Origin of the sequence: Isoptericola halotolerans (genome assembly GCF_003003075.1) — a bacterium.
Lineage (GTDB): Bacteria > Actinomycetota > Actinomycetes > Actinomycetales > Cellulomonadaceae > Isoptericola > Isoptericola halotolerans_A.
This window is the reverse complement of the sequence record NZ_PVTX01000007.1, coordinates 25,893-47,582: the sequence shown is the minus strand read 5'-3', so window position 1 is coordinate 47,582 and position 21,690 is coordinate 25,893. Positions and strand designations below refer to the sequence as shown.

At 73.1% G+C, this 21,690-nt stretch carries 20 protein-coding genes; 12 read left to right on the top strand and 8 right to left on the bottom strand.

What is annotated here, in order from left to right:
- The first annotated feature begins 27 nt into the window (after positions 1–27).
- Genes dnaE through BCL65_RS10925 form a run of 3 tightly spaced genes read left to right on the top strand, consistent with a single transcriptional unit; the run spans position 28 to position 4,509 of the window.
- Positions 28–3,585, top strand: coding sequence for a DNA polymerase III subunit alpha (gene dnaE / locus BCL65_RS10935; protein ID WP_106267947.1), 3,558 nt, complete (start codon positions 28–30; stop codon positions 3,583–3,585).
- Positions 3,582–4,085, top strand: coding sequence for an NUDIX hydrolase (locus BCL65_RS10930; protein WP_207767707.1), 504 nt, complete (start codon positions 3,582–3,584; stop codon positions 4,083–4,085). The genes dnaE and BCL65_RS10930 overlap by 4 nt, the downstream gene beginning before the upstream one ends.
- A 16-nt stretch (positions 4,086–4,101) precedes the next feature.
- Entirely contained in the window at positions 4,102–4,509 is a 408-nt protein-coding gene (locus BCL65_RS10925) for a pyridoxamine 5'-phosphate oxidase family protein (protein WP_106267945.1), read from the top strand.
- Here the strand turns inward: BCL65_RS10925 and BCL65_RS10920 are convergent.
- Positions 4,494–4,733 (bottom strand): RNA-binding S4 domain-containing protein, encoded by a 240-nt coding sequence (locus tag BCL65_RS10920; protein ID WP_106267943.1) that lies wholly within the window; start codon positions 4,731–4,733, stop codon positions 4,494–4,496. The genes BCL65_RS10925 and BCL65_RS10920 overlap by 16 nt on opposite strands.
- A gap of 74 nt (positions 4,734–4,807) precedes the next feature.
- On the opposite strand from BCL65_RS10920, the gene hisD reads away from it, so the two are divergent.
- Positions 4,808–6,130 carry a histidinol dehydrogenase gene (hisD, locus tag BCL65_RS10915; protein WP_106268281.1) on the top strand — a complete coding sequence of 441 codons (1,323 nt, stop codon included), beginning with the start codon at positions 4,808–4,810 and terminating at the stop codon, positions 6,128–6,130.
- A gap of 36 nt (positions 6,131–6,166) precedes the next feature.
- Positions 6,167–9,463, top strand: coding sequence for a DEAD/DEAH box helicase (locus BCL65_RS10910; protein ID WP_106267941.1), 3,297 nt, complete (start codon positions 6,167–6,169; stop codon positions 9,461–9,463).
- On the opposite strand, the gene BCL65_RS10905 is transcribed toward BCL65_RS10910, so the two are convergent.
- Positions 9,460–11,727 carry a RecQ family ATP-dependent DNA helicase gene (locus tag BCL65_RS10905; RefSeq protein WP_106267939.1) on the bottom strand — a complete coding sequence of 756 codons (2,268 nt, stop codon included), beginning with the start codon at positions 11,725–11,727 and terminating at the stop codon, positions 9,460–9,462. The genes BCL65_RS10910 and BCL65_RS10905 overlap by 4 nt on opposite strands.
- 225 nt (positions 11,728–11,952) lie before the next feature.
- The gene (locus BCL65_RS10895) at positions 11,953–12,366 is read right to left on the bottom strand and encodes a hypothetical protein (protein ID WP_165799995.1); all 414 of its coding nucleotides are present in this window, start codon (positions 12,364–12,366) and stop codon (positions 11,953–11,955) included.
- A 62-nt stretch (positions 12,367–12,428) separates the two neighbouring features.
- On the opposite strand from BCL65_RS10895, the gene BCL65_RS10890 reads away from it, so the two are divergent.
- Genes BCL65_RS10890 through BCL65_RS10860 form a run of 7 tightly spaced genes read left to right on the top strand, consistent with a single transcriptional unit; the run spans position 12,429 to position 17,463 of the window.
- Positions 12,429–12,896 (top strand): QcrA and Rieske domain-containing protein, encoded by a 468-nt coding sequence (locus BCL65_RS10890; protein WP_106267935.1) that lies wholly within the window; start codon positions 12,429–12,431, stop codon positions 12,894–12,896.
- 41 nt (positions 12,897–12,937) lie between these two features.
- Entirely contained in the window at positions 12,938–14,068 is a 1,131-nt protein-coding gene (locus tag BCL65_RS10885; RefSeq protein ID WP_106267933.1) for a histidinol-phosphate transaminase, read from the top strand.
- A complete protein-coding gene (gene hisB / locus BCL65_RS10880) occupies positions 14,068–14,670 on the top strand; it encodes an imidazoleglycerol-phosphate dehydratase HisB (protein ID WP_106267931.1) in 603 nt (200 codons plus the stop codon). Before BCL65_RS10885 ends, hisB begins: the two co-directional genes overlap by 1 nt.
- 1 nt (position 14,671) lies before the next feature.
- Positions 14,672–15,217 carry a hypothetical protein gene (locus tag BCL65_RS10875; protein WP_106267929.1) on the top strand — a complete coding sequence of 182 codons (546 nt, stop codon included), beginning with the start codon at positions 14,672–14,674 and terminating at the stop codon, positions 15,215–15,217.
- Positions 15,214–15,954 (top strand): imidazole glycerol phosphate synthase subunit HisH, encoded by a 741-nt coding sequence (hisH, locus tag BCL65_RS10870; protein WP_106267927.1) that lies wholly within the window; start codon positions 15,214–15,216, stop codon positions 15,952–15,954. Before BCL65_RS10875 ends, hisH begins: the two co-directional genes overlap by 4 nt.
- Before the next feature lie 43 nt (positions 15,955–15,997).
- Positions 15,998–16,729 carry a bifunctional 1-(5-phosphoribosyl)-5-((5-phosphoribosylamino)methylideneamino)imidazole-4-carboxamide isomerase/phosphoribosylanthranilate isomerase PriA gene (priA, locus tag BCL65_RS10865; protein ID WP_106267925.1) on the top strand — a complete coding sequence of 244 codons (732 nt, stop codon included), beginning with the start codon at positions 15,998–16,000 and terminating at the stop codon, positions 16,727–16,729.
- On the top strand, positions 16,726–17,463 hold the full coding sequence (locus BCL65_RS10860) for an SseB family protein (protein WP_106267924.1): 738 nt from the start codon (positions 16,726–16,728) through the stop codon (positions 17,461–17,463). The genes priA and BCL65_RS10860 overlap by 4 nt, the downstream gene beginning before the upstream one ends.
- Before the next feature lie 9 nt (positions 17,464–17,472).
- On the opposite strand, the gene BCL65_RS10855 is transcribed toward BCL65_RS10860, so the two are convergent.
- The 5 genes from BCL65_RS10855 to BCL65_RS10835 form a co-directional block, all read right to left on the bottom strand.
- Positions 17,473–18,222: a S1C family serine protease gene (locus tag BCL65_RS10855; protein WP_374956680.1), complete on the bottom strand. Its 750-nt coding sequence runs from the start codon at positions 18,220–18,222 to the stop codon at positions 17,473–17,475.
- Positions 18,219–18,827, bottom strand: coding sequence for a hypothetical protein (locus tag BCL65_RS10850; protein WP_106267922.1), 609 nt, complete (start codon positions 18,825–18,827; stop codon positions 18,219–18,221). The genes BCL65_RS10855 and BCL65_RS10850 overlap by 4 nt, the downstream gene beginning before the upstream one ends.
- Position 18,828: 1 nt before the next feature.
- A complete protein-coding gene (locus tag BCL65_RS10845) occupies positions 18,829–19,191 on the bottom strand; it encodes a DUF1844 domain-containing protein (protein WP_106268277.1) in 363 nt (120 codons plus the stop codon).
- 180 nt (positions 19,192–19,371) lie between these two features.
- Complete coding sequence (locus BCL65_RS10840; RefSeq protein WP_106267920.1) at positions 19,372–20,823, bottom strand: catalase; 1,452 nt, start codon at positions 20,821–20,823, stop codon at positions 19,372–19,374.
- 80 nt (positions 20,824–20,903) lie between these two features.
- On the bottom strand, positions 20,904–21,347 hold the full coding sequence (locus BCL65_RS10835) for a Fur family transcriptional regulator (protein WP_106267918.1): 444 nt from the start codon (positions 21,345–21,347) through the stop codon (positions 20,904–20,906).
- Positions 21,348–21,690: the final 343 nt, after the last annotated feature.

Below are 21,690 nucleotides of genomic sequence, written 5' to 3'. Positions count from 1 at the left end.
TCGGTGGTGCCTCCTAGACTCGACCCCATGCCGGACGCACCTGAGAAGAACGACGACTTCGTCCACCTCCACGTCCACACCGAGTACTCGATGCTGGACGGCGCGGCGCGGATGAACGACCTGTTCACCGAGGTGGCTCGGCTGGGCCAGAAGGCCATCGCGATCACCGACCACGGGTACCTCTTCGGGGCGTTCGACTTCTGGAGCACGGCGCAGAAGTTCGGGGTCAAGCCGATCATCGGGGTCGAGGCGTACGTCACGCCGGGCACGAGCCGGCACGACCGCACGAAGGTCCTGTGGGGGGAGCAGGGCCAACGGCGCGACGACGTCTCCGCGGGCGGCGCGTACACCCACATGACCCTGTGGTCCCGGGACAACACGGGCATGCACAACCTGTTCCGGGCGTCGTCGCTGGCGTCCCTGGACGGCCAGATGGGCAAGTGGCCGCGCATGGACCGCGAGCTGCTGGAGACCTATTCCGAAGGGCTGATGGCCACCTCGGGCTGCCCGTCGGGAGAGATCCAGACGCGCCTGCGCCTCGGCCAGTGGGACGAGGCCGTCCGGGCCGCCGGGGAGTACCAGGACATCTTCGGCAAGGAGAACTACTTCGTCGAGCTGATGGACCACGGGATCGAGATCGAGTCCCGCACGTCCAAGGACCTGCTGCGGCTGGCCGAGCACATCGGGGCCCCGCTCGTGGCGACGAACGACCTGCACTACACCAAGCAGGAGGACTCCCACGCGCACGAGGTGCTGCTCGCGGTCAACTCCGGCTCGACCCTCGACGAGCCGACCTACGACCAGGGTGGCAGCCGGTTCGCGTTCAGCGGCGACAACTTCTACGTCAAGTCCGGCGCGGAGATGCGGCGGCTCTTCGCGGAGATGCCGGAGGCGGTCGACAACACGCTGCTCATCGCCGAGCGGTGCGAGGTCTCGTTCGACACCGGCGCGAACTACATGCCGAACTTCCCGGTGCCCGAGGGCGAGGACGAGATCTCCTGGTTCGTCAAGGAGGTCGAGCACGGCCTGCACCGCCGCTACCCGGCGGGAGTCCCGGACGAGGTCCGCGCGCAGGCGAAGTACGAGACCGAGGTCATCATCCAGATGGGCTTCCCCGGGTACTTCCTCGTGGTCGCCGACTTCATCAACTGGGCCAAGGAGCAGGGGATCCGCGTCGGCCCGGGCCGTGGCTCGGCGGCCGGCTCGATGGTCTCCTACGTCATGGGCATCACCGAGCTCGACCCGCTCGAGCACGGTCTGATCTTCGAGCGGTTCCTCAACCCGGAGCGCGTCTCCATGCCCGACGTCGACGTCGACTTCGACGAGCGCCGGCGCTCCGAGGTCATCCGCTACGTGAGCGACAAGTACGGCGACGACCGGGTGGCGATGATCGTCACCTACGGCTCGATCAAGGCCAAGCAGGCGCTCAAGGACGCGTCGCGGGTCCTCGGCTTCCCGTTCGCCATGGGGGAGAAGCTCACCAAGGCGATGCCGCCGCCCGTCATGGGCAAGGACATCCCGCTGTCCGGGATCTTCGACCCCTCGCACGAGCGCTACTCCGAGGCCGCCGAGTTCCGGCAGGTCCACGACACCGACCCCGAGGCGCAGCGCGTCGTGGAGACCGCGCGGGGGATCGAGGGGCTCAAGCGGCAGTGGGGCGTGCATGCGGCAGGCGTGATCATGTCCAGCGAGCCGCTCATCGACGTCATCCCGATCATGCGGCGCCCGCAGGACGGCGCGGTCATCACGCAGTTCGACTACCCGACGTCCGAGGGCCTCGGCCTGATCAAGATGGACTTCCTCGGGCTGCGGAACCTGACGATCCTCGACGACGCGCTCGAGAACATCATCATGAACGGCAAGGACGCGGTCGAGATCGAGCACGTCCCGCTCGACGACGTCGCCACCTACGAGCTGCTGGCCCGCGGCGAGACCCTGGGCGTCTTCCAGCTCGACGGCGGGCCGATGCGCTCGCTCCTGCGGCAGATGCGCCCGGACAAGTTCGACGACCTCTCCGCCGTCATCGCGCTGTACCGCCCGGGCCCGATGGGCATGAACTCGCACGTGAACTACGCGCTGCGCAAGAACGGCCTGCAGAAGATCGAGCCGATCCACCCCGAGACGGCCGAGCCGCTGTCCGAGGTCCTGGACGAGACCTACGGCCTCATCGTCTACCAGGAGCAGGTGCAGCGCGCCGCGCAGATCCTCGCGGGCTACTCGCTCGGGCAGGCGGACCTGCTACGGCGTGCCATGGGCAAGAAGAAGCCCGAGGTGCTGGCCAAGGAGTTCGTCAACTTCGAGGCCGGCTGCAAGGAGCGCGGCTACTCGGACGCCGCGATCAAGGCGGTCTGGGACGTGCTCGTGCCGTTCGCCGGCTACGCGTTCAACAAGGCGCACTCGGCCGGGTACGGGCTGGTCGCCTACTGGACGGCCTATCTCAAGGCGAAGTACCCGACGGAGTACATGGCGGGGCTCCTGCAGTCCGTGCGGGACGACAAGGACAAGATGGCGCTGTACCTCGGCGAGTGCCGTCGGATGCGCATCACCGTCCTGCCGCCCGACGTCAACGAGTCGGCGGCGAAGTTCACGGCCGTGGGCGACGACATCCGCTTCGGGCTGACGGCCGTCCGCAACGTCGGCGCGAACGTGGTCTCGGCGATCATCGCGGCCCGCGAGGAGCACGGCGACTTCACGTCGTTCACCGACTTCCTGGACAAGGTGCCGGCGGTGGTCTGCAACAAGCGCACCATCGAGTCGCTGATCAAGGCCGGGGCCTTCGACTCCCTCGGGCACCCGCGCCGCGCCTTGCTGGTGGTCCACGAGCAGGCCGTGGACTCGGTGATCTCGGTCAAGCGGGAGGAGGCCAAGGGACAGTTCGACCTCTTCGCCGACCTGGCCGCGACCGACGAGAAGATGAGCTTCAGCGTCGACGTGCCGGACCTGCCCGACTGGGACAAGAAGCAGCTGCTCGCGTTCGAGCGGGAGATGCTGGGGCTGTACGTCTCGGACCACCCCTTGTCCGGCATGGAGCACGTGCTGGCCCGTGCGGCCGACACGTCGATCGCGTCGCTCATGGCCGACGAGGGCCGTCCGGACGGTTCCTCCGTCACCGTCGCCGGGCTGCTGACCTCCGTGCAGCGCAAGATGAGCAAGAACGGCAACCCGTGGGCGGCGGTGACCATCGAGGACTTGGAGGGCTCCGTCGAGGTCATGTTCTTCGGCGAGACCTACCTGGCCTACTCGACGGTGCTCGCCGAGGACCAGGTGGTCACGCTCAAGGGTCGGGTCCGCCGGCGCGACGAGCAGATGCAGCTGCAGGCGCAGGAGGTCACGCTCCCGGACACCTCGGCCGTGGCGGACTCGCCGGTGCAGGTGACCGTGCCGCACACCCGCTGCGTCGAGCCCGTGATGGTCCGGCTGCGCGAGGTGCTGGTCTCGCACCCGGGGCCGGCCGAGGTCCACGTGCACGTGGCCGAGCCCGGCAAGAAGACCGTGGTCCGGGCGGCCGACCGGCTCCGGGTGGAGAAGTCGCCGGCGCTCTTCGGCGACCTCAAGGCACTCCTCGGCCCGAGCTGTCTCTCGTGAGCGCCGGCTGGGACGACGGCAGCGCGGACCACCGGTTCCGCGTGGTGCCGGCCGTCTACCTGCTCCTGCGCCGTGAGGGGCAGGTGCTGCTGCAGCTGCGCGCCGGCACGGGATTCATGGACGGGTACTGGGCGGCCGGCGCGGCCGGCCACGTGGAGCCGGACGAGTCGGTGCTCGAGGCCGCCGTGCGGGAGGCGCGCGAGGAGCTGGGGGTGGCCGTCGCGCCGTCGGACCTCGAGGCGCTGACGGTCTCGCACCGCGGGCTGCCCGGCGGTCCGGCCCTGGAGCAGCGGGTGGACTTCTTCTTCGCGGTGAGCCGCTGGCAGGGCGACCCGGTGCTGCAGGAGCCGGACAAGGCGGCGGACCTGCGCTGGTTCCCGTTCGTGCACCTGCCCGAGCCGGTCGTGCCCCACGAGCTGGCGGTGCTGCGTGCCCTGCACGACGGCGCGGTGCCGCGCATCACGGTCCGCGGCTTCGGTGGCTCGGACGCCGACGCCTGAGCGTAGGCTCGCGTCCGTGATCCGACTCAACCCCGAGCAGCTCGTCTTCGTCACGGAACGACACCTCGCGACGCTGACCACCCTGCGCGCCGACGGCACGCCCCACGTTGTCCCGGTCGCCTTCACCTGGGACGCCGACCAGGGCGTCGTGCGCATCACCGCGCGGCGCACGTCGGTGAAAGCACGCAACGCCCGCCGTCGGGGGCCCGACGGCGAGCCGCCACGGGCTGCGGTCTGCCAGGTCGACGGTGGCCGGTGGATGACGCTCGAGGGCACCATCACCGTCGTCGAGGACGCCGACGAGGTGGCCGAGGCCGTGCGGCGCTACGCGAAGCGGTTCCGGCAGCTGCAGCACGACCCGGACCGGATCGTGCTGCAGCTCGCAGCCGACCGGGTGATGGCGTCCGCCTACATGTCGTCCTGAACGACGACGGCGGTCTCCTCGCCCTCGGGACCGACGACGGTCACGCGTGCTCCGGGGCGCAGCTGGCGGCCGCGCCGGTTCTCCGTCTCGCCGTCGACGCGCACGTCGCCGTCGGCCACGAGGTCGCGGGCATGGTTGCCCGACTCGGCAAGCCCGGCCAGCTTGAGGAACTGGCCGAGCCGGATGACGTCGTCGCGGATGGGGACCTCGAGGGGGGTGTCCATGCTCCGTATTGTCCCAGCGCCCACCGTCCGGGACGACCGGCCGGCCTGCTCCGGCACGACCTAGACTGGTGCGCGTGATCCAACGCATCGACCTCCGTGGACAGGTCCTGTCCCGCACCGAGCTGCTCCGGGTGCTGCCGCGCCCCGAGATCGGCGTGGAGCAGGCCGTCGACGCCGTCGCCCCGATCCTGACCGACGTCCGGGCCCGTGGCGCCGCCGCGCTGCGCGACCTGGGCGAGCGTTTCGACGGGGTGCGTCCGGGCCATCTGCGGGTGCCCCGGCACGCGCTCGACGAGGCGCTGGCCGGCCTCGACCCCGTCGTCCGCGACGGGCTCGAGGAGGCGATCGCCCGGGTGCGCGCCGTGCACGCCGACCAGGTGCCCACCGAGCACACCACCGTCCTGGCGGACGGCGCGGAGGTGCGGCAGCGATGGATCCCCGTCCAGCGCGTGGGCCTCTACGCGCCGGGAGGCCTGGCGGTCTACCCGTCGTCCGTGATCATGAACGTGGTCGCCGCCCAGGAGGCGGGCGTGCCCGCCCTGGCCGTCGCCTCGCCGCCGCAGAAGGCCTCCGGCGGGCTCCCGCACCCGACCATCCTGGCCGCGTGCGCGCTGCTCGGCGTCGACGAGGTCTACGCGGTCGGCGGCGCCCAGGCGGTCGCGATGTTCGCCTACGGTGCGGCCGGGAGCGAGCCCGTCGACGGCGAGGTCCTCTGCGAGCCGGTGGACGTCGTCACGGGGCCCGGCAACGTCTACGTCGCAGCCGCCAAGCGGCTCGTGCGCGGCGTCGTCGGCATCGACGCCGAGGCCGGTCCCACGGAGATCGCGGTCCTCGCCGACCACACGGCCGACGCGGGGCACGTGGCGCTCGACCTGGTCAGCCAGGCGGAGCACGACCTGATGGCGGCGTCGGTGCTGGTCACGCCGTCGGTGGAGCTCGCCGGTGCGGTGGAGGCCAAGCTGGTCGACCTCGCGGAGGCCACGAAGCACACCGCCCGGGTCACGACGGCGCTCGCAGGTCCGCAGTCGGCGGTGGTCCTGGTGGACGACGTCGAGCAGGGGCTGGCCGTGGTCGACGCCTACGGCGCCGAGCACCTGGAGATCCAGACCGAGGACGCCGCGGCGGTCGCTCAGCGCGTCCGGTCGGCCGGAGCGATCTTCGTCGGTCCGTACTCGCCGGTCTCCCTCGGTGACTACATGGCGGGCTCCAACCACGTGCTGCCCACCGGGGGCACGGCGCACTTCGCGAGCGGGCTGGGCGTGCACGCCTTCCTGCGGTCGGTGCAGGTGGTCGACTATTCCCGCGAGGCGCTGGCGAAGGTGGCCGACCGCATCGTGGCCGTCGCGAACGACGAGGACCTTCCCGCGCACGGCGAGGCGGTGCGCGGCCGCTTCTGAGCCGGTCGTGTCGGCGTGGGGTGGGACCATGGGGCCATGCCCGCCCCCTCCTCCAGGCCGCCCCGGCTCGACCCGCTCGTCGTCGGCGGGATCGTGGGCACGACGACGTTCCGCCGTGCCCAGGGGTACCAGCGCGCCGGCATGGTCGCCTCGTGGCGGTGGGACGGTCACGACCTGGTCCTCAGCGCGCGGGTCGCGGGCAGCGGGCCGCAGCCCTACGACTGCCGCATCTGGTTCGTGGTCGACGACGCGGGCCGCTACGCGTTCCACGACTCGTCCTGCTCCTGCCCCGTGGCCGTCGACTGCAAGCACGTCGCGGCCACGCTGCTCCACGTCCGCCCGCACGGCGAGGAGGGCACCAGCGGTACCGACGGCGGCGACTGGCGTGGCCGCCTGGCCGCCGTCACGGGCGTCGAGGGCCCGACGGCGTCAGCATCGGCGGGCGGTGTGCTGCCCGTGGCGCTGCGCTTCCGCCTCGACGGCGCCCTGGGTGAGGCCGCGCCGGGGCTGTCCGTCCGGCCCGTCGTCCCGTCGCGGAACGGGGGCTGGAAGACCGCCCCCGAGGCGAGCTGGGACGCCCTGACCCGCGGGCTCTACGCGTTCGCCGGCGTCCGAGCCACGCCGGCGCCCGAGGTGCGGCGCTGGTTCGCCGACCTCGGCGCCACCCTGGGCGACGGCTCCGTGCGCGCCCGCGACGCGTGGCGCCCGCTGGGCGCCGGCGGGCGCGGCCTGTGGGCGCTCCTGGCCGAGGCGACCGATCTCGACATCCCGTTCGTCGGCCACGGTGCCCGTGACGAGGTCCACCTGGCGAGGACCGCGACGCTTCGGCTGGAGGTGGCGGCCTCGGTCGACGGCGTCCGCCTGTCCCCGGTGGTCGCGCACGACGGGGTCGACGCCGTCGGTGGGGCGCAGCTCGGCGCTGTCGGCGACACCGGCCTGTACGCCGTCGAGGCCGAGGACGGCCGGACCGTGCTCCGGATCGGCCCGACCCCCCGGCGGCTGGGGGAGGGGGCCCGCGAGCTCGTGGGGCTCGGCCCGACGGACGTCCCGGCGTCGGACGTGGACGAGTTCTTCACCGAGCACCTGCCCGCCCTGCGGCGCACCGCCCAGGTCGTCTCGGACGGCAGCGTCGACCTGCCCGAGAACCCTCGGCCGGTGCTCGTGGCCGCCGCCCGGTTCGGCTCTCCCGAGCAGGCCGAGCTGACCTGGTCGTGGCACTACCCGCGGGGCGACGGCGACCCGCGCACCGTCCCGCTGGCGGGTGGGGCGGTGGACCCGGCCCGCGACCCGCAGGCCGAGGCGGAGATCCAGGAGAAGGCCACCTCCGTGGTGCGCGGGATCGTCGGGTTCGAGCGGTTCGAGCTCGCCGACCACCAGCGGTTCACCGGGCTCGACGCCCTCGACCTGGCGCAGGACGTCCTCCCGGCGCTCGCGGCGACCGAGGTGCGCATCGAGGGTGACCCGGCACCCGACTACCACCACCTCGACGGCCCCGCGCGGGTGGTCGTGGAGGGCGCACCCTCGGGCCGTTCCGACTGGCTCGACCTCGGGATCTCGGTGACGGTCGCGGGCAAGGAAGTCCCGTTCACCCGGCTCTTCACGGCGCTCGCCCAGGGGCGCAAGCGCCTGCTCCTCGTCGACGGCTCGTGGCTGCGGCTGAACCAGCCCTCGCTGGGACGCCTGCGCTCGCTGATCGAGGAGGCCACCGCGCTCAGCGACCGGCCGGGCCGGCTCAGCCTGAGCCGCTACGACACCCAGCTGTGGGGCGAGCTGGAGGACGCCGCGGACGAGGTGCGCGTCTCCGACCGTTGGCGGCGCTCGGTGGCGGACCTGCGCCGGATCGCCCACGGAGGGGGCACGCCGGTGCCCGTCGACGTGCCCGACGGGCTGCGGGCCGACCTGCGTCCGTACCAGCACCAGGCGTACGAGTGGCTCACCTATCTGTGGCGGCACGGGCTCGGCGGCATCCTCGCGGACGACATGGGGCTCGGGAAGACCGTCGAGACGCTCGCCTTCCTCGCCCGTGCCCGCGCGGAAGCAGCGGCCGACGGGCGCGCCGCGCCGCCGTTCGTCGTCGTCGCCCCCGCGTCCGTCGTCGGCAACTGGGTCGACGAGGCCACCCGGTTCACCCCAGGCCTCGACGTGGTGGCCCTGCCGGCCACCACCAAGAAGCTCGGTCGCAGCCTGGCGGAGCTCGTCAAGGATGTCGACGTCGTCGTCACGTCGTACGCCGTGTACCGGCTGGAGTTCGAGGCGTTCGCCGCGCTCGAGTGGTCCGGCCTCATCCTCGACGAGGCACAGTTCGCGAAGAACCCGCGCACCCGGGCGAACCAGACCGCCCGCCGGCTCGACACCCCGTTCAAGCTCGCGATCACGGGCACGCCGCTGGAGAACAACCTCACCGAGCTCTGGGCGATGCTCGCCATCGTGGCCCCGGGGCTGTACCCGTCGTTGCACCGGTTCCGGGCCGAGACGATCCGGCCCGTCGACGCTGCCGCGCAGGACGACGACGCCGCGGTCGTCGCGGCGGGCAACCGTGCGCTGGCACGGCTCAAGCGACGTATCCGCGTGCTGATGCTGCGGCGGACCAAGGCGCAGGTCGCTCCCGAGCTGCCTGCCCGGCAGGAGCAGGTGCTGAGGGTCCCGCTCGCGCCGGACCACCGCAAGGTCTACGACACCCACCTGCAGCGCGAGCGACAGCGCCTGCTGGGCCTGCTCACCGACTTCGAGGCCAACAAGGCCGCCATCTTCCGTTCCCTGACGACGCTGCGCCGCCTCGCCCTGGACGCCGCCCTGGTCGACGACGCCTACGCCGGGGTCACGTCGACCAAGCTGGACACCGTCGTCGACCAGCTCGTCGAGGTCGCCGCCGAGGGGCACCGTGCCCTCGTGTTCTCGCAGTTCACCTCGTTCCTGCGACGGGTCGAGCAGCGGTGCGCCGAGGCGGGCCTGCCCGTCGCCTACCTCGACGGGAGCACCCGTGACCGGGCGGGCGTCATCCGCGGCTTCAAGCAGGGCACCGCCCCGGTGTTCCTCATCAGCCTCAAGGCGGGCGGCGTCGGCCTCAACCTCACCGAGGCGGACTACGTCTACCTGCTGGACCCCTGGTGGAACCCGGCGGCCGAGGCGCAGGCGATCGACCGCACCCATCGCATCGGCCAGACGCGTCACGTCGTCGTCACCCGGATGGTCGCCGCCGACACCATCGAGGAGAAGGTGATGGCGCTCGCGCAGCGCAAGGCGGCACTGTTCGACGCGGTGCTCGACGACGACGCCGGAGCCTTCGCCGGGGCGCTCGCCGCCGACGATGTCCGCGGCCTGCTGGATCCCTAGCGCACGCCCAGCACGAAGGGGTGGACCGCCGCTGCTCCGGCCTGGCGCAGGAGCCTCGCCGCGACGGTCAGCGTCCATCCCGACTCGGTCCAGTCGTCCACCAGCAGGACGGTGCGACCCGGGAGTCCCGACAGGGCCGCGTCGCCGAGCTCGAGGCGGAGGCGCCGGGCGACGCCGGCGAGGCGCATGGCGGAGTTCACGTCGTGGCGGCCCGGCTCCTCCGCGCCGGAGGCAGGTCCCACGGCGCCGATGAGCGGCACGCCGAGGTAGGACGCCAGGCCGTTGGCCAGGTGGTACGTGAGCTGCGGGCGCGTCACGGAGCGCACGGCGACCACGCCCTCGACGACCAGCGTCCGGTCGCGTCCGGCGCCGGTGGCGTCCGACGACCCGTCCTCGGATCCCGAGCCCGCCCGGATCGCGTCCCAGTCGTCGAGCACCCGTGCCGCCGCCGTGCGCAGCGCCGTCGGTGTCTCGCCGTCCGGCGTCGTCGGTGCGAACAGCTCACGCACGGGGCCGGCCCAGCCCAGCCCGTCGAACCGCGCCACGGCACGCCCCGGCTCGGCGCGCTCGGTGTCCGGGATCTTGCCCTTGACGTCGAGCCCGAGCGTGTCGAGTCCGGAGGGCCACATCTTGCGGGGCTCGACCTCGACGCCCGGACGGTCCATCTCGGCACGGGCCTCGGCCACCGACTCGGTGGAGGGCGGCGGGGGGAGGGCGACACCGCCGCACCGGTCGCACCGTCCGCACGTCCAGCCGTCCGGCAGCGCCGGGTCGTCCAGCTGCGCGCGGAGGAACCGCATCCGGCAGCCGGTCGTGGCGACGTAGTCGAGCATCGCCCGGGCCTCCGTGCTGCGGGTCTCGGCGACCCGTGCGTATCGGGCGGCGTCGTAGACCCACTCGGCCCCGGTGGCGACCCAGCCGCCCTTGACCCGCCGGACCGCTCCGTCGACGTCCAGGACCTTGAGCATCGACTCGAGGCGCGAGCGCTTGAGGTCGACGTGCGTCTCGAGAGCCGCGGTCGACATCGTCTCGCCTGTCTGCGCGAGCGCCGCGAGGGTGGCCCGGACCTGCTGCTCGGCGGGAAAGGCCTGGGAACCGAACCAGTCCCAGATGGCCTTGTCCTCGTGGCCGGGCAGGAGCACGACGACCGCGTCGTCCACGCCACGGCCGGCGCGGCCCACCTGCTGGTAGTAGGCGATCGGCGACGAGGGCGCGCCCAGGTGCACGACGAACGCGAGGTCCGGCTTGTCGAACCCCATGCCCAGCGCGGACGTCGCGACCAGGGCCTTGACCCGGTTGTCCTTGAGGTCCTCCTCGAGCTGCGCACGCTGCGTCGGATCGGTCCGCCCGGTGTAGGCGGCCACCGCGAGACCGGCGCCACGGAGCTGGGTCGCCACCTCCTCGGCGGCGGAGACGGTGAGGCAGTAGACGATGCCGGAGCCGTCGATCTCCTGCAGGGCCTCCACCAGCCAGGCGACCCGCGTCGGCTGGTCGCCCAGCTCGAGCACCGCCAGGTGCAGGGACTCGCGATCGAGGGCTCCGCGCAGCACCAGCACGTCGTCGGTGGCCCCCAGCGGGCCGTCGCCGTCGGCCACGCCCGCGGTACGCCCGTCGGCCTGCACCGCCATCTGCTCGGCGACGTCGCGGGTCACCCGCTCGTTCGCCGTGGCCGTCGTGGCGAGCACGGGGATGCCGGGCGGAAGGTCCGTCAGCAGGGTGCGGATCCGGCGGTAGTCCGGCCGGAAGTCGTGCCCCCAGTCCGAGATGCAGTGGGCCTCGTCGACGACGACCAGGCCGGCGTCCGCCGCCAGGCGGGGCAGCACCTCGTCGCGGAACGCCGGGTTGTTGAGCCGCTCCGGGGAGCACAGCAGGACGTCGACCTCACCGGCGGCGATCTGGGCGTGCACCTGGTCCCACTCGGTGACGTTGGAGGAGTTGATCGTCACCGCGTGGATCCCGGCGCGGGCCGCGGCCGAGATCTGGTCGCGCATGAGGGCGAGCAGCGGGGAGACGATCACCGTCGGCCCCGCGCCGCGGGCGCGCAGCAGGCTGGTCGCCACGAAGTACACCGCCGACTTGCCCCACCCGGTGCGCTGCACGACCAGCGCACGCCGGTGGAACGCGACGAGCGCCTCGATCGCGCTCCACTGGTCGTCACGGAGCTCGGCGTCGTCGCGCCCGACGAGCGCGCGCAGGGCGTCGGTCGCCTGTTCGCGCAAGGTCCCGCCCTCGCCGCCCGCGGTGTCCATCAGGCCTCGCAGCATGGCCAGCTTGGCCCGCTTGGCCGCCTCGGAGCGGTCGGTGACCGGGCGCGCCGCCGCGGCGTCCGTCGGCGGGGCGGGCTCGTCGTCCGGGGGTGGGACGTCGTCGTCCGGTGGGACGTCGTCGTCGGTCCAGGAGGGCACGAGGTCGGCGTACGGGTCGTCCGAGGAGGTCACCCTGCGATCGTAGGCGGAGCGAGCGACAGACCGCTGCCGCCGTCCACAGGGTCAGCGCGCCTGCTCGCGGACCAGGGCCACGGTGGAGGCCACCACGGCGACCAGCTCTGCGGCCGCCGCGACGAGCTCGTTCACCCCGATGACCTCCGGCGAGATGCCGAGCAGGTCCGAGGTGGCGGACGTGACGAACGCGAGCAGCGTCACGGCGCCGAAGAGGATGCCGCCCACGAGCGGCAGCCAGTGCCGCCAGGTGAGCATCAGCGTCGCCAGGACGACGCCGCCGGCGGCGTTGACCAGGAACAGCGGCCCCACGAGGTCGATGTCGTCGTAGCCGCGCGTCCAGAGGACCAGGTGCACCACCGCCGACACGAGCACGCCCAGCGCCGCGAGCGAGCGCCACAGCCACGAGGGGCCGACGTCGCCTCGGCCGCGCGGCGCTGGCACCTTGCCGGTGGGGGCGTCCATGATGGACATGCTGCCACCCGGTATGACCGACGTCACCACGAGACCCTCCGAGGAGCCCTCCCATGAGCGAGCCCACCGCCGTCCCACGACCCGCCGACACCGCGTGCCGGTCCCGGCGTCAGGTGCTGCACGGTGCGGGCGCCCTGGCGGGCGTGGTGGTCGGTGGCGGCGTCCTCGCGGCGTGCGCCGAGGGGACGGACCCGGACCGGTCGGCCGACGACGTCAGCACGTCCGCGGCGGGCCAGGCCGTGGTGGCGCTCGAGGACGTACCGGTCGGGGGTGCGGTGAGCGCCGAGGTCGCCGGCGTCCCGGTGCTGGTCACGAGGCCGGCCGAGGACGAGGTGCACGCCTTCAGCGCGGTCTGCACCCATCAGGGCTGCACCGTCACCCCCGGCGACGGTGTGCTCGAGTGCCCGTGCCACCGGTCGGTGTTCTCCCTCACGGACGCCTCCGTGCAGTCCGGTCCCGCGCCCGAGCCCCTCGGCGAGATCGCCGTCGAGATCTCCGGGGCCGACGTCGTCGTCTCCTGACGCCAGCCCGGGCACCTTCCGCCCGCTCGTAGACTGGGGCGGTGACCACCCCCGACGCTCCGGCACTGCCGCTGCGCCCCGAGCTCGCCGACGAGGTGCCCTACGGCGCACCGCAGCTCGACGTGCCCGTGCGGCTCAACGTCAACGAGAACCCCTACCCGCCCTCCGACGAGGTCGTGGCGACCGTCGCCGAGCGGGTCGCGCAGGCGGCGCACACCCTGAACCGCTACCCGGACCGTGACTTCGCGGACCTGCGGGCCGACCTCGCGGACTACCTGGCCGTGGAGTCGGGCGTCCGGCTCGACCCCACGCAGGTGTGGGCCGCCAACGGGTCGAACGAGATCATGCTGCACCTCCTGCAGGCCTTCGGCGGCCCGGGCCGGACCGCGGTGTCGTTCGCCCCGACGTACTCGATGTACCCCGAGTACGCGCGGGACACGCACACCCGGTGGGTGACCGGTCGCCGGGCCGAGGACTTCACCATCGACCCCGACGCGGCGGTCGCGCTCATCGAGGCCGAGCAGCCGTCGGTCGTGCTGCTCGCCAGCCCCAACAACCCGACCGGCACCGCGCTGGACCCCGGGACGATCGAGGCGGTGCTCGACGCCGCGACGCGGGTGCCCGCCGTCGTCGTGGTCGACGAGGCCTACGCCGAGTTCCGGCGTGAAGGCACGCCCTCGGCGCTCGCGCTCCTCGACCGGTACCCGCACCTGGCCGTGACGCGCACCATGTCCAAGGCCTTCGCGGCCGCGGGGCTGCGGCTCGGCTACCTGGCGGCGTCGTCGGCGCTCGTGGACGCGCTCCGGGTCGTCCGGCTGCCGTACCACCTGTCCGCCGTCACGCAGGCCGCGGCCCGGGCGGCCCTCGAGCACCGCGAGTCGCTGCTCGCCCAGGTGGCGGACCTGCGTGCGGGACGCGACGAGCTCGTGGCATGGTTGCGCCAGCAGCACGTCGGCGGCCGGCCCCTGCAGGTGGCCGAGAGCGACGCGAACTTCGTCCTGTTCGGCGTGCTCGACGACCGGCACGCCGTGTGGCAGGGACTGCTCGACCGCGGCGTGCTCATCCGTGAGACGGGGCCCGACGGATGGCTGCGGGTGTCGGTGGGAACGCCCGGCGAGACCCAGGCGTTCAAGGACGCGTTGACCGCCGTGATCGGCGAGAAGGAGCAGTGATGGCAGACCGCACCGCGCGCGTGGAGCGCACCACGAGCGAGTCGAGCGTCGTCGTCGAGCTGAACCTCGACGGCACCGGGCGCACCGACATCTCCACGACCGTGCCGTTCTACGACCACATGCTCACCGCCCTGGGCAAGCACTCCCTCGTCGACCTGACCGTCCGGGCGACCGGTGACACGCACATCGACGCCCACCACACGGTCGAGGACACCGCGATCGTGCTCGGCGAGGCGCTCAAGGCGGCGCTCGGCGACAAGTCGGGCATCGCGCGGTTCGGCGACGCGCTCGTCCCGCTCGACGAGGCGCTCGCCCAGGCGGTCGTCGACGTGTCGGGACGGCCGTACCTCGTGCACTCCGGCGAGCCGGCCGGGCAGGAGTACCACCTCATCGGCGGCCATTTCACCGGGTCGCTGACCCGGCACGTCCTGGAGTCGATCGCCCACCACGCCGACATCTGCCTCCACGTGCGGGTCCTGGCCGGCCGGGACCCGCACCACATCGTGGAGGCCCAGTTCAAGGCCCTCGCCCGCGCGCTGCGGGCCGCCGTCGCCCGCGACGCGCGCGTCGAGGGCATCCCGTCGACCAAGGGAGCGCTGTAGGGTGCCCAGTCCCTCGACCCCTGACCAGCCCGGGCACGAGGACCTGCCCGACGTCCTCGGTGACATCGAGATCCCCGACGACCTGTCGAGCCTCACGGACGCACGGCAGGACCCCGAGCTCGCCGTGCTGATCACCCAGGTCGCCGAGGCCGAGCCGCTCGCGGCCGCGTGCGTGCTGGCCGGCCTCGACGTCGACGTCGTCCCGACGCCCGTCGGTGCGCTCGGCGTGCTGCGCGACACCTCGGGCGACCTGCCGAACCGCGCTGCCACCGCCGTCTCCCAGCTCGTGGCGGGCGTCCCGCTCGTCCTCGTCACCCGCCACGGCGAGCAGCTCACCTGCGTGCGCTACACCGACGGGGCGGACGACGGCGAGCTGCCGCCCGGTCTCGTGCTCGGCGGTGCCCCCGACGCCCTCGAGGACCTCCTGACCGGGCACCTCACGCTCGCCGACCTGCCCGGTGTCGTGTCGTCGTCGGGCATCAGCCGGCTCAAGGCCGTGCGGATGCTGTCGCAGGTGGCACGCAAGGGACGGAAGAAGAAGCGATGACCCCCGCACCCGGCCTGCTGCCCGACGACGGCGCCGCCGCGGAGCTCAACGCCCGGCCCGTGGCTCCCGGCGGCCCCGCGGCCCGGCCCCGCGTGGTGGTCCTCGACTACGGCTTCGGCAACGTCCGGTCAGCCGTGCGAGCGCTCGAGCGCGTCGGGGCCGACGTCGAGCTCACGGCCGACCGGCACGCCGCGACCGAGGCGGACGGTCTCGTGGTACCGGGTGTCGGCGCGTTCGCCGCCTGCATGGAGGGCCTCCGGGCGGTCCGCGGCGACCAGGTCGTCGACCGCCGGCTCGCCGGAGGTCGGCCCGTGCTGGGCGTCTGCGTCGGCATGCAGGTGATGTTCGACGCCGGCGTCGAGCACGGCGTCCGGGCGGACGGCCTGGGGGAGTGGCGCGGCGTCGTCGACCGGCTCGAGGCGCCCGTCGTGCCGCACATGGGCTGGTCCGGCGTCGAGGCGGCGACCGGGTCGACGCTGTTCGCCGGGGTGGAGCAGGAGCGCTTCTACTTCGTGCACTCGTACGCGGCCCAGGAGTTCACGCAGGGGCACGACGACTCCGCCGACCCGCGGTACACGCCGCCGCGTGTCACCTGGTCGTCCCACGGCCCCGCCGGAGCGGCCGCGCGGTTCGTCGCCGCGGTCGAGGACGGCCCGCTGTCCGCGACGCAGTTCCACCCCGAGAAGTCCGGCGACGCCGGTGCCACCCTCCTCGAGAACTGGGTGCGGTCGCTCTGAGCCGCCGTCGCCCCGCCATCCCCCACGACTGGAGTACTCACGCATGACCGAACGCCTCGTCCTGCTGCCCGCCGTCGACGTCGCCGACGGCCAGGCCGTCCGCCTCGTCCAGGGGGAGGCCGGCTCGGAGACCTCCTACGGCGACCCCCGCGCCGCTGCGCTCGACTGGCAGACGGGCGGCGCGGAGTGGATCCATCTGGTGGACCTCGACGCCGCCTTCGGCCGCGGCTCCAACGCGGAGCTGCTGGCGAGCGTCGTGGCGGAGGTCGACGTGCAGGTCGAGCTCTCCGGCGGCATCCGGGACGACGCGTCGCTGGAGCGCGCCCTCTCCACCGGCGCCCGCCGTGTCAACATCGGTACCGCCGCCCTCGAGGACCCCGAGTGGACCGCGCGGGTGATCGCCGAGCACGGGGACAAGGTCGCCGTCGGCCTGGACGTGCGCGGCACCACGCTCGCCGCCCGCGGATGGACGCAGGACGGCGGGGACCTCTGGGAGGTCCTGGCACGTCTCGACGACGCCGGCTGCGCCAGGTACGTGGTCACCGACGTCACCAAGGACGGCACGCTCCGGGGCCCGAACGTCCAGCTGCTGCGCGACGTCGCCGCCAGGACCTCGGCCAAGGTCGTGGCCTCCGGTGGCATCTCCTCGCTGGACGACCTGGCGGCGCTGCGTGCCCTGACCGGTGACGGCGTCGAGGGTGCCGTCGTGGGCAAGGCGCTCTACGCGGGCGCGTTCACGCTCCCCGAGGCGCTCGACGTCGCGGGGCGCCCATGAGGTCCATCCAGCCGACCAGCCAGTTTGCCGGTGACGACGGCTCGGCCGACGCCGAGCTCGTGCGCCGGCTCGAGGGCCTGCGCGCCGGCACCACCCCGTTGCGCGACGTCGTGGCTCGGCTCGCGGAGACCCGGGTCCTCGTGCCGGTGCTCGCCGAGCTGGAGGCGACCGGGACGGTCGAGCACGACGGCGTCGAGCACACGGTGGACAAGGAAGCCTCGTCGGGCGTCGTGGCGCTCGAGTCGCCCGACGGACGCCGGGCGCTGCCCGTCTTCACCTCCGTGGCGTCGATGCAGGCCTGGCGTCCCGACGCGCGCCCCGTCCCGGTCGAGGCAGCACGCGCGGCGCTGTCCGCCGTCAACGAGAAGTGGTCCCTGCTGGTCGTCGACCCGGCGGGCCCCGTGACCGCGCTCGTGCCCCGGCCCGCTGTCTGGGCGCTGGCCCAGGGCGTCGAGTGGCGGCCCGCCCTCGTGCCGACGGCCGACGGCATGGTGGTCGACGCCGAGGTGGCTCGCGCCGTCGGCGACGCGGCCGCGCCCGTCCAGCACGTCGTGCGCGCGTCCGCCGAGCCGGGCCGCACGGCCGAGGTCGCCGTCGTCCTGGCGCTCGATCCGGGCCTGGACCGTGCCGGCCTCGACACGGTGCTCGGCCAGGTGAACGCCCGGTTGGCTGCAGCGAAGGTGGTGGCGGACCGGGTGGACTCCCTCGAGCTGCGCATCGCCGCGGCGCGCTGACGCCGGTCCTCAGCAGGGCGTGAGCTCGGTGAAGGCCGAGGTGTCGTCGAGCATCTCGCGCAAGGTCGACTGCGGGACCAGCAGCGACCGGCCGTCCGTGGTCTTGGCGTAGACGACGCCGATGACGTCGCCGTCGTCGTCCAGCGCCGCCGAGCCGGACGACCCGGGCTCGACGGGCGCGTCGGTGACCAGCACCTCGCCGAGGTTCTCGTGCAGGGGGTCGCGCGTCGTGCCGATCACCCGGCCGGCCGTCACGGTCAGGCGCCCGCCCGCCGGGTAACCCACGACCGTCACGTCGTCGCCCTCCTCGGGGTCGTCGTCGGCGATCTGCGGGAAGGACGGCAGCGGGTCCTCGGTCCGCACGACGGCGAGGTCGGCCAGCGCGGCCGTGCTCGCCGCCGACACGTCCAGGTCGCGGCCGTCGTAGGTGCTCACCTGCAAGGACTCGGAGTCCGCGACGACGTGGCGGTTGGTGATGAGCGTGTGCTCGTCGACGGCGAACCCCGACCCGGTCGACAGGCTGGCGCAGCCGACGTTCCGGATCCGCACGGCCATGCGCTGGACGGCGTCGAACCCGTCGGGGGAGAGCTGGTCGGACCCTGCGGCCGACAGCGTCGGCGGGGCGACCGAGGGGACGACGTCCTGGGGCACCGGCGGCGGCAGCTCGGGCACCGCCGCGCAGGACGTGGCCACGAACGTCGTCACCAGGACGGCGAGGAGGCCGCTCGGTCGCCGGGGGTCGCGCGTGGGGGCCCTCACCGCGCGAGCTCCTGCTGCAGCTGGGCGTTGGCGTCGTTGGCCTCGTCGCACAGGGCCTCGACGTCCGCGGCGAACCGGTCCAGGTCGGCCGGGTCGTAGGCGTCGCGGTCCTCCAGGTAACCGATGAGCTGGGACTGCGCAGCGGTGCACTGCCCCAGCGCAGTGGCGACCACACCGGCCGCCTCGCTCACGCGCCGCTGGTAGTCGAGGTACTGCTGGCTCGCGACGTTCTCGTCGCCGAGCTGCGCCTTCTCGTCCGCCAGGTCGGTGATCCGGGCCGTCGCCGTGTCGAGCTGTTCACGCGCCGCCACCAGCTCGGCGGTGACGCCGTCCAGCTCCGCCTGCAGCGCAGCCACCTCCTCGGCGTATCCGCGAGCCTCGGACTCCCACTGCGCGGCGTGGTCCTCCCAGGCCGCGGTCGTCCGCCACAGGTAGCCGGCCGCGACGAGCGCACCGACGAGGAGCACCGCGAGGACCACGGCGGCGACCCGGGCAGCCCGCCCTCGCCGGCGCGGTGGATCCGCCGGCGCAGGCTCGTCCGGTGCGGGGACGCCCGCGGCGGCCGGCGCCGTCGTCGGCTCCCACGGACCCGAGGGCTGCGACATGTCAGACGACGGAGCCCGTGAACTTCTCGCCCGGGCCCTCGCCCGGCTCGTCCGGGACGACGGAGGCCTCGCGGAAGGCGAGCTGGAGGGACCGCAGGCCGTCGCGCAGGGACCGGGCGTGCTGGTTGCCGATGTCCGGTGCCGACGCCGTCACCAGTGCGGCCAGCGCCGTGATGAGCTTGCGCGCCTCGTCGAGGTCGAGGTGCTCGGCCGGGTCCTCCTCGGCGAGACCGCACTTGACGGCGGCGGCACTCATGAGATGGACGGCGGCGGTGGTGATGACCTCGACGGCGGCGACGTCGGCGATGTCGCGCGTCGCCGTGCCGGCGTCCGGGGTGGCACCGGTTTCGGGGGTGTGGCTCATGGGGTCCATCTTGGCACCTTCGGAAGGCGGAGAGAGGCCCGAGGCCGGGCCCGCACGTGGCGGACCCGGCCTCGGGTGCTGCGCTCCGGCTCAGCCGGCGGTGTCGATGCCGGCCGAGCCTGCGCTGCGCGGCGGGCGGGTGCCTCGTCCCTCGGCCCCCACCCTCTGCTGCGCTCCGGCTCAGCCGGCGGCGACCTCGGTGCGGAGCTTGGCGCCCAGCTCCGCGTCGACGCTCGTCCAGTACTGGAAGAACCGCTCACGGATCTCGTCGACGGTGATCGACTTCCCCTGACCGGTGAGGTTCTCCAGGAACCGCGCGCGGGCGGCGTCGTCGAAGACCTCGCGGTACAGGGTGCCGGCCTGGCCGAAGTCGTCGTCCTCGGCGTGCAGGGAGTACGCCGAACGCATGAGCTCGCCGTCCGACTCCCACGTCGCCTCGGTGCCCCGCGCCGGGTCGGCCGCGGGGCCACCGAACGAGTTCGGCGTGTAGACGGGGTGCTCGGGGCCGTTGAAGTGGTACTGCATCGGGCCTTCGTGCATGTAGGTGCTCACCGAGGCCGCGTGCGGCTGGTTCACCGGCAGCTGGTTGAAGTTCGCGCCGATGCGGTGGCGGTGCGCGTCGTTGTACGCGAACACGCGGGCCATGAGCATCTTGTCGGGCGAGATGCCGGTGCCCGGCACCTGGTTGCCCGGCGAGAACGCGGCCTGCTCGATCTCCGCGAAGAAGTTGCGCGGGTTGCGGTTCAGCGTGAACGTGCCGACCTTGATCAGCGGGTAGTCCGCGTGCGGCCAGACCTTCGTCATGTCGAACGGGTTGAACCGGTAGGTCTTCGCGTCCTCGTACGGCATGACCTGGACCTTGACGTCCCACGAGGGGTGCTCGCCGCGCTCGATCGCCTCGTACAGGTCGCGGCGGTAGTAGTCCGCGTCCTCACCGGCGATGCGCTGGGCGTCCTCCGGGGACATGTTCTCCACGCCCTGGTGGGAGATGAAGTGGTACTGGACCCAGAACCGCTCGCCTGCGGCGTTGACCCACAGGTACGTGTGCGAGCCGTAGCCGTTGAGGTGGCGCCACGACGTCGACAGGCCGCGGTCGCCCATGAGGTAGGTGACCTGGTGCGCCGACTCCGGCGACCGGGTCCAGAAGTCCCACTGCATGTCGGCGTTGCGCAGGCCGGAGGCGCCGAGCCGCTTCTGCGAGTGGATGAAGTCCGGGAACTTCATCGCGTCGCGCAGGAAGAACACCGGGGTGTTGTTGCCCACGACGTCAAGGTTTCCCTCGGTGGTGTAGAAGCGCAGGGCGAAGCCCCGCACGTCGCGCCAGGTGTCGGGCGAGCCCTGCTCACCGGCGACGGACGAGAACCGCAGGAGGGTCTCGGCCTTGGCGCCCGGCTGGAACACGGCGGCGCTGGTGTACCGCGACACGTCCTCCGTGACCTCGAACTCGCCGAAGGCGCCGCCACCCTTGGCGTGCGGGTTGCGCTCCGGGACGCGCTCGCGGTTGAACGACGCGAGCTTCTCGACCAGGTAGCGGTCGTGCAGCACGGTGGGGCCGTCGGACCCGACGGTCAGCGAGTACTGGTCGCTGGCGACCGGCGTGCCGGTCTGCGTCGTCGTGTACGGGGTCGTCATATGACGTCCTTTCTCAGGGCTTTCAGGGGAACTCGGGGGAACTCGGGATGACGGTCGGGAGAGGTCGGGGCTGCGGTCGGTCAACGGTGCTCGGCGCACCGGGGGCACGTGCCCCAGAAGGTCACCTCGGCGAGGTCGACGCGGAACCCGTGGGTGTCGCTCGGTGCCAGGCAGGGGGAGTGACCGACGGTGCAGTCCACGTCGGCGACGAGGCCGCAGCCGCGGCACACGATGTGGTGGTGGTTGTCCCCGACGCGGCGCTCGTACCGGGCGGGGTGGCCCGCCGGTTCCATCCGGCGCAGGAGCCCGGCCGTGGAGAGGGCGTTGAGGGAGTCGTAGACGGCCTGCACCGACGCGGTGCCGAGGTCCGCGCGCACGGCACGCACGACGTCGTCGGCCGTCGAGTGCTCGTGTCCGTCCAGCGCACGCAGGACGGCGAGCCGGACACCGGTCACCCGCAGGCCGGCGCCACGCAGGAGCTCGTGCTCCGCGGTCGCCGTGACGGCGGGGGTGGTGTGGGCCATGTCCGCAGCCTACGACGTTCTCTGGAACGATTCCAACATAGTCGGGTGATGAACGTGACACGGCGGGTGTCGCCGGGCTGGCCCGGGCGGCGGTGTCCCGTGCTAGTCTCGTGTGCTGACCGACCCGACCGCTAGACGGCCGGGTGCAGCAAGTGGAGAACATCCCACCCGAGCACCGACGAGCGCCCGCCGCGAGGCAGCGCCGACAGGGGCCGGGTCCGGTCGGGCGACTCAGGTCGTCCTGCCCCGGTCGTCGGCGTTCGCGCTCGATGTCACCGGACCGATGGCCTCCACCTGCTCGCTCAGGTCGGGGGCCTTCCCTCGTTCCTGGCGGTCTCACGAC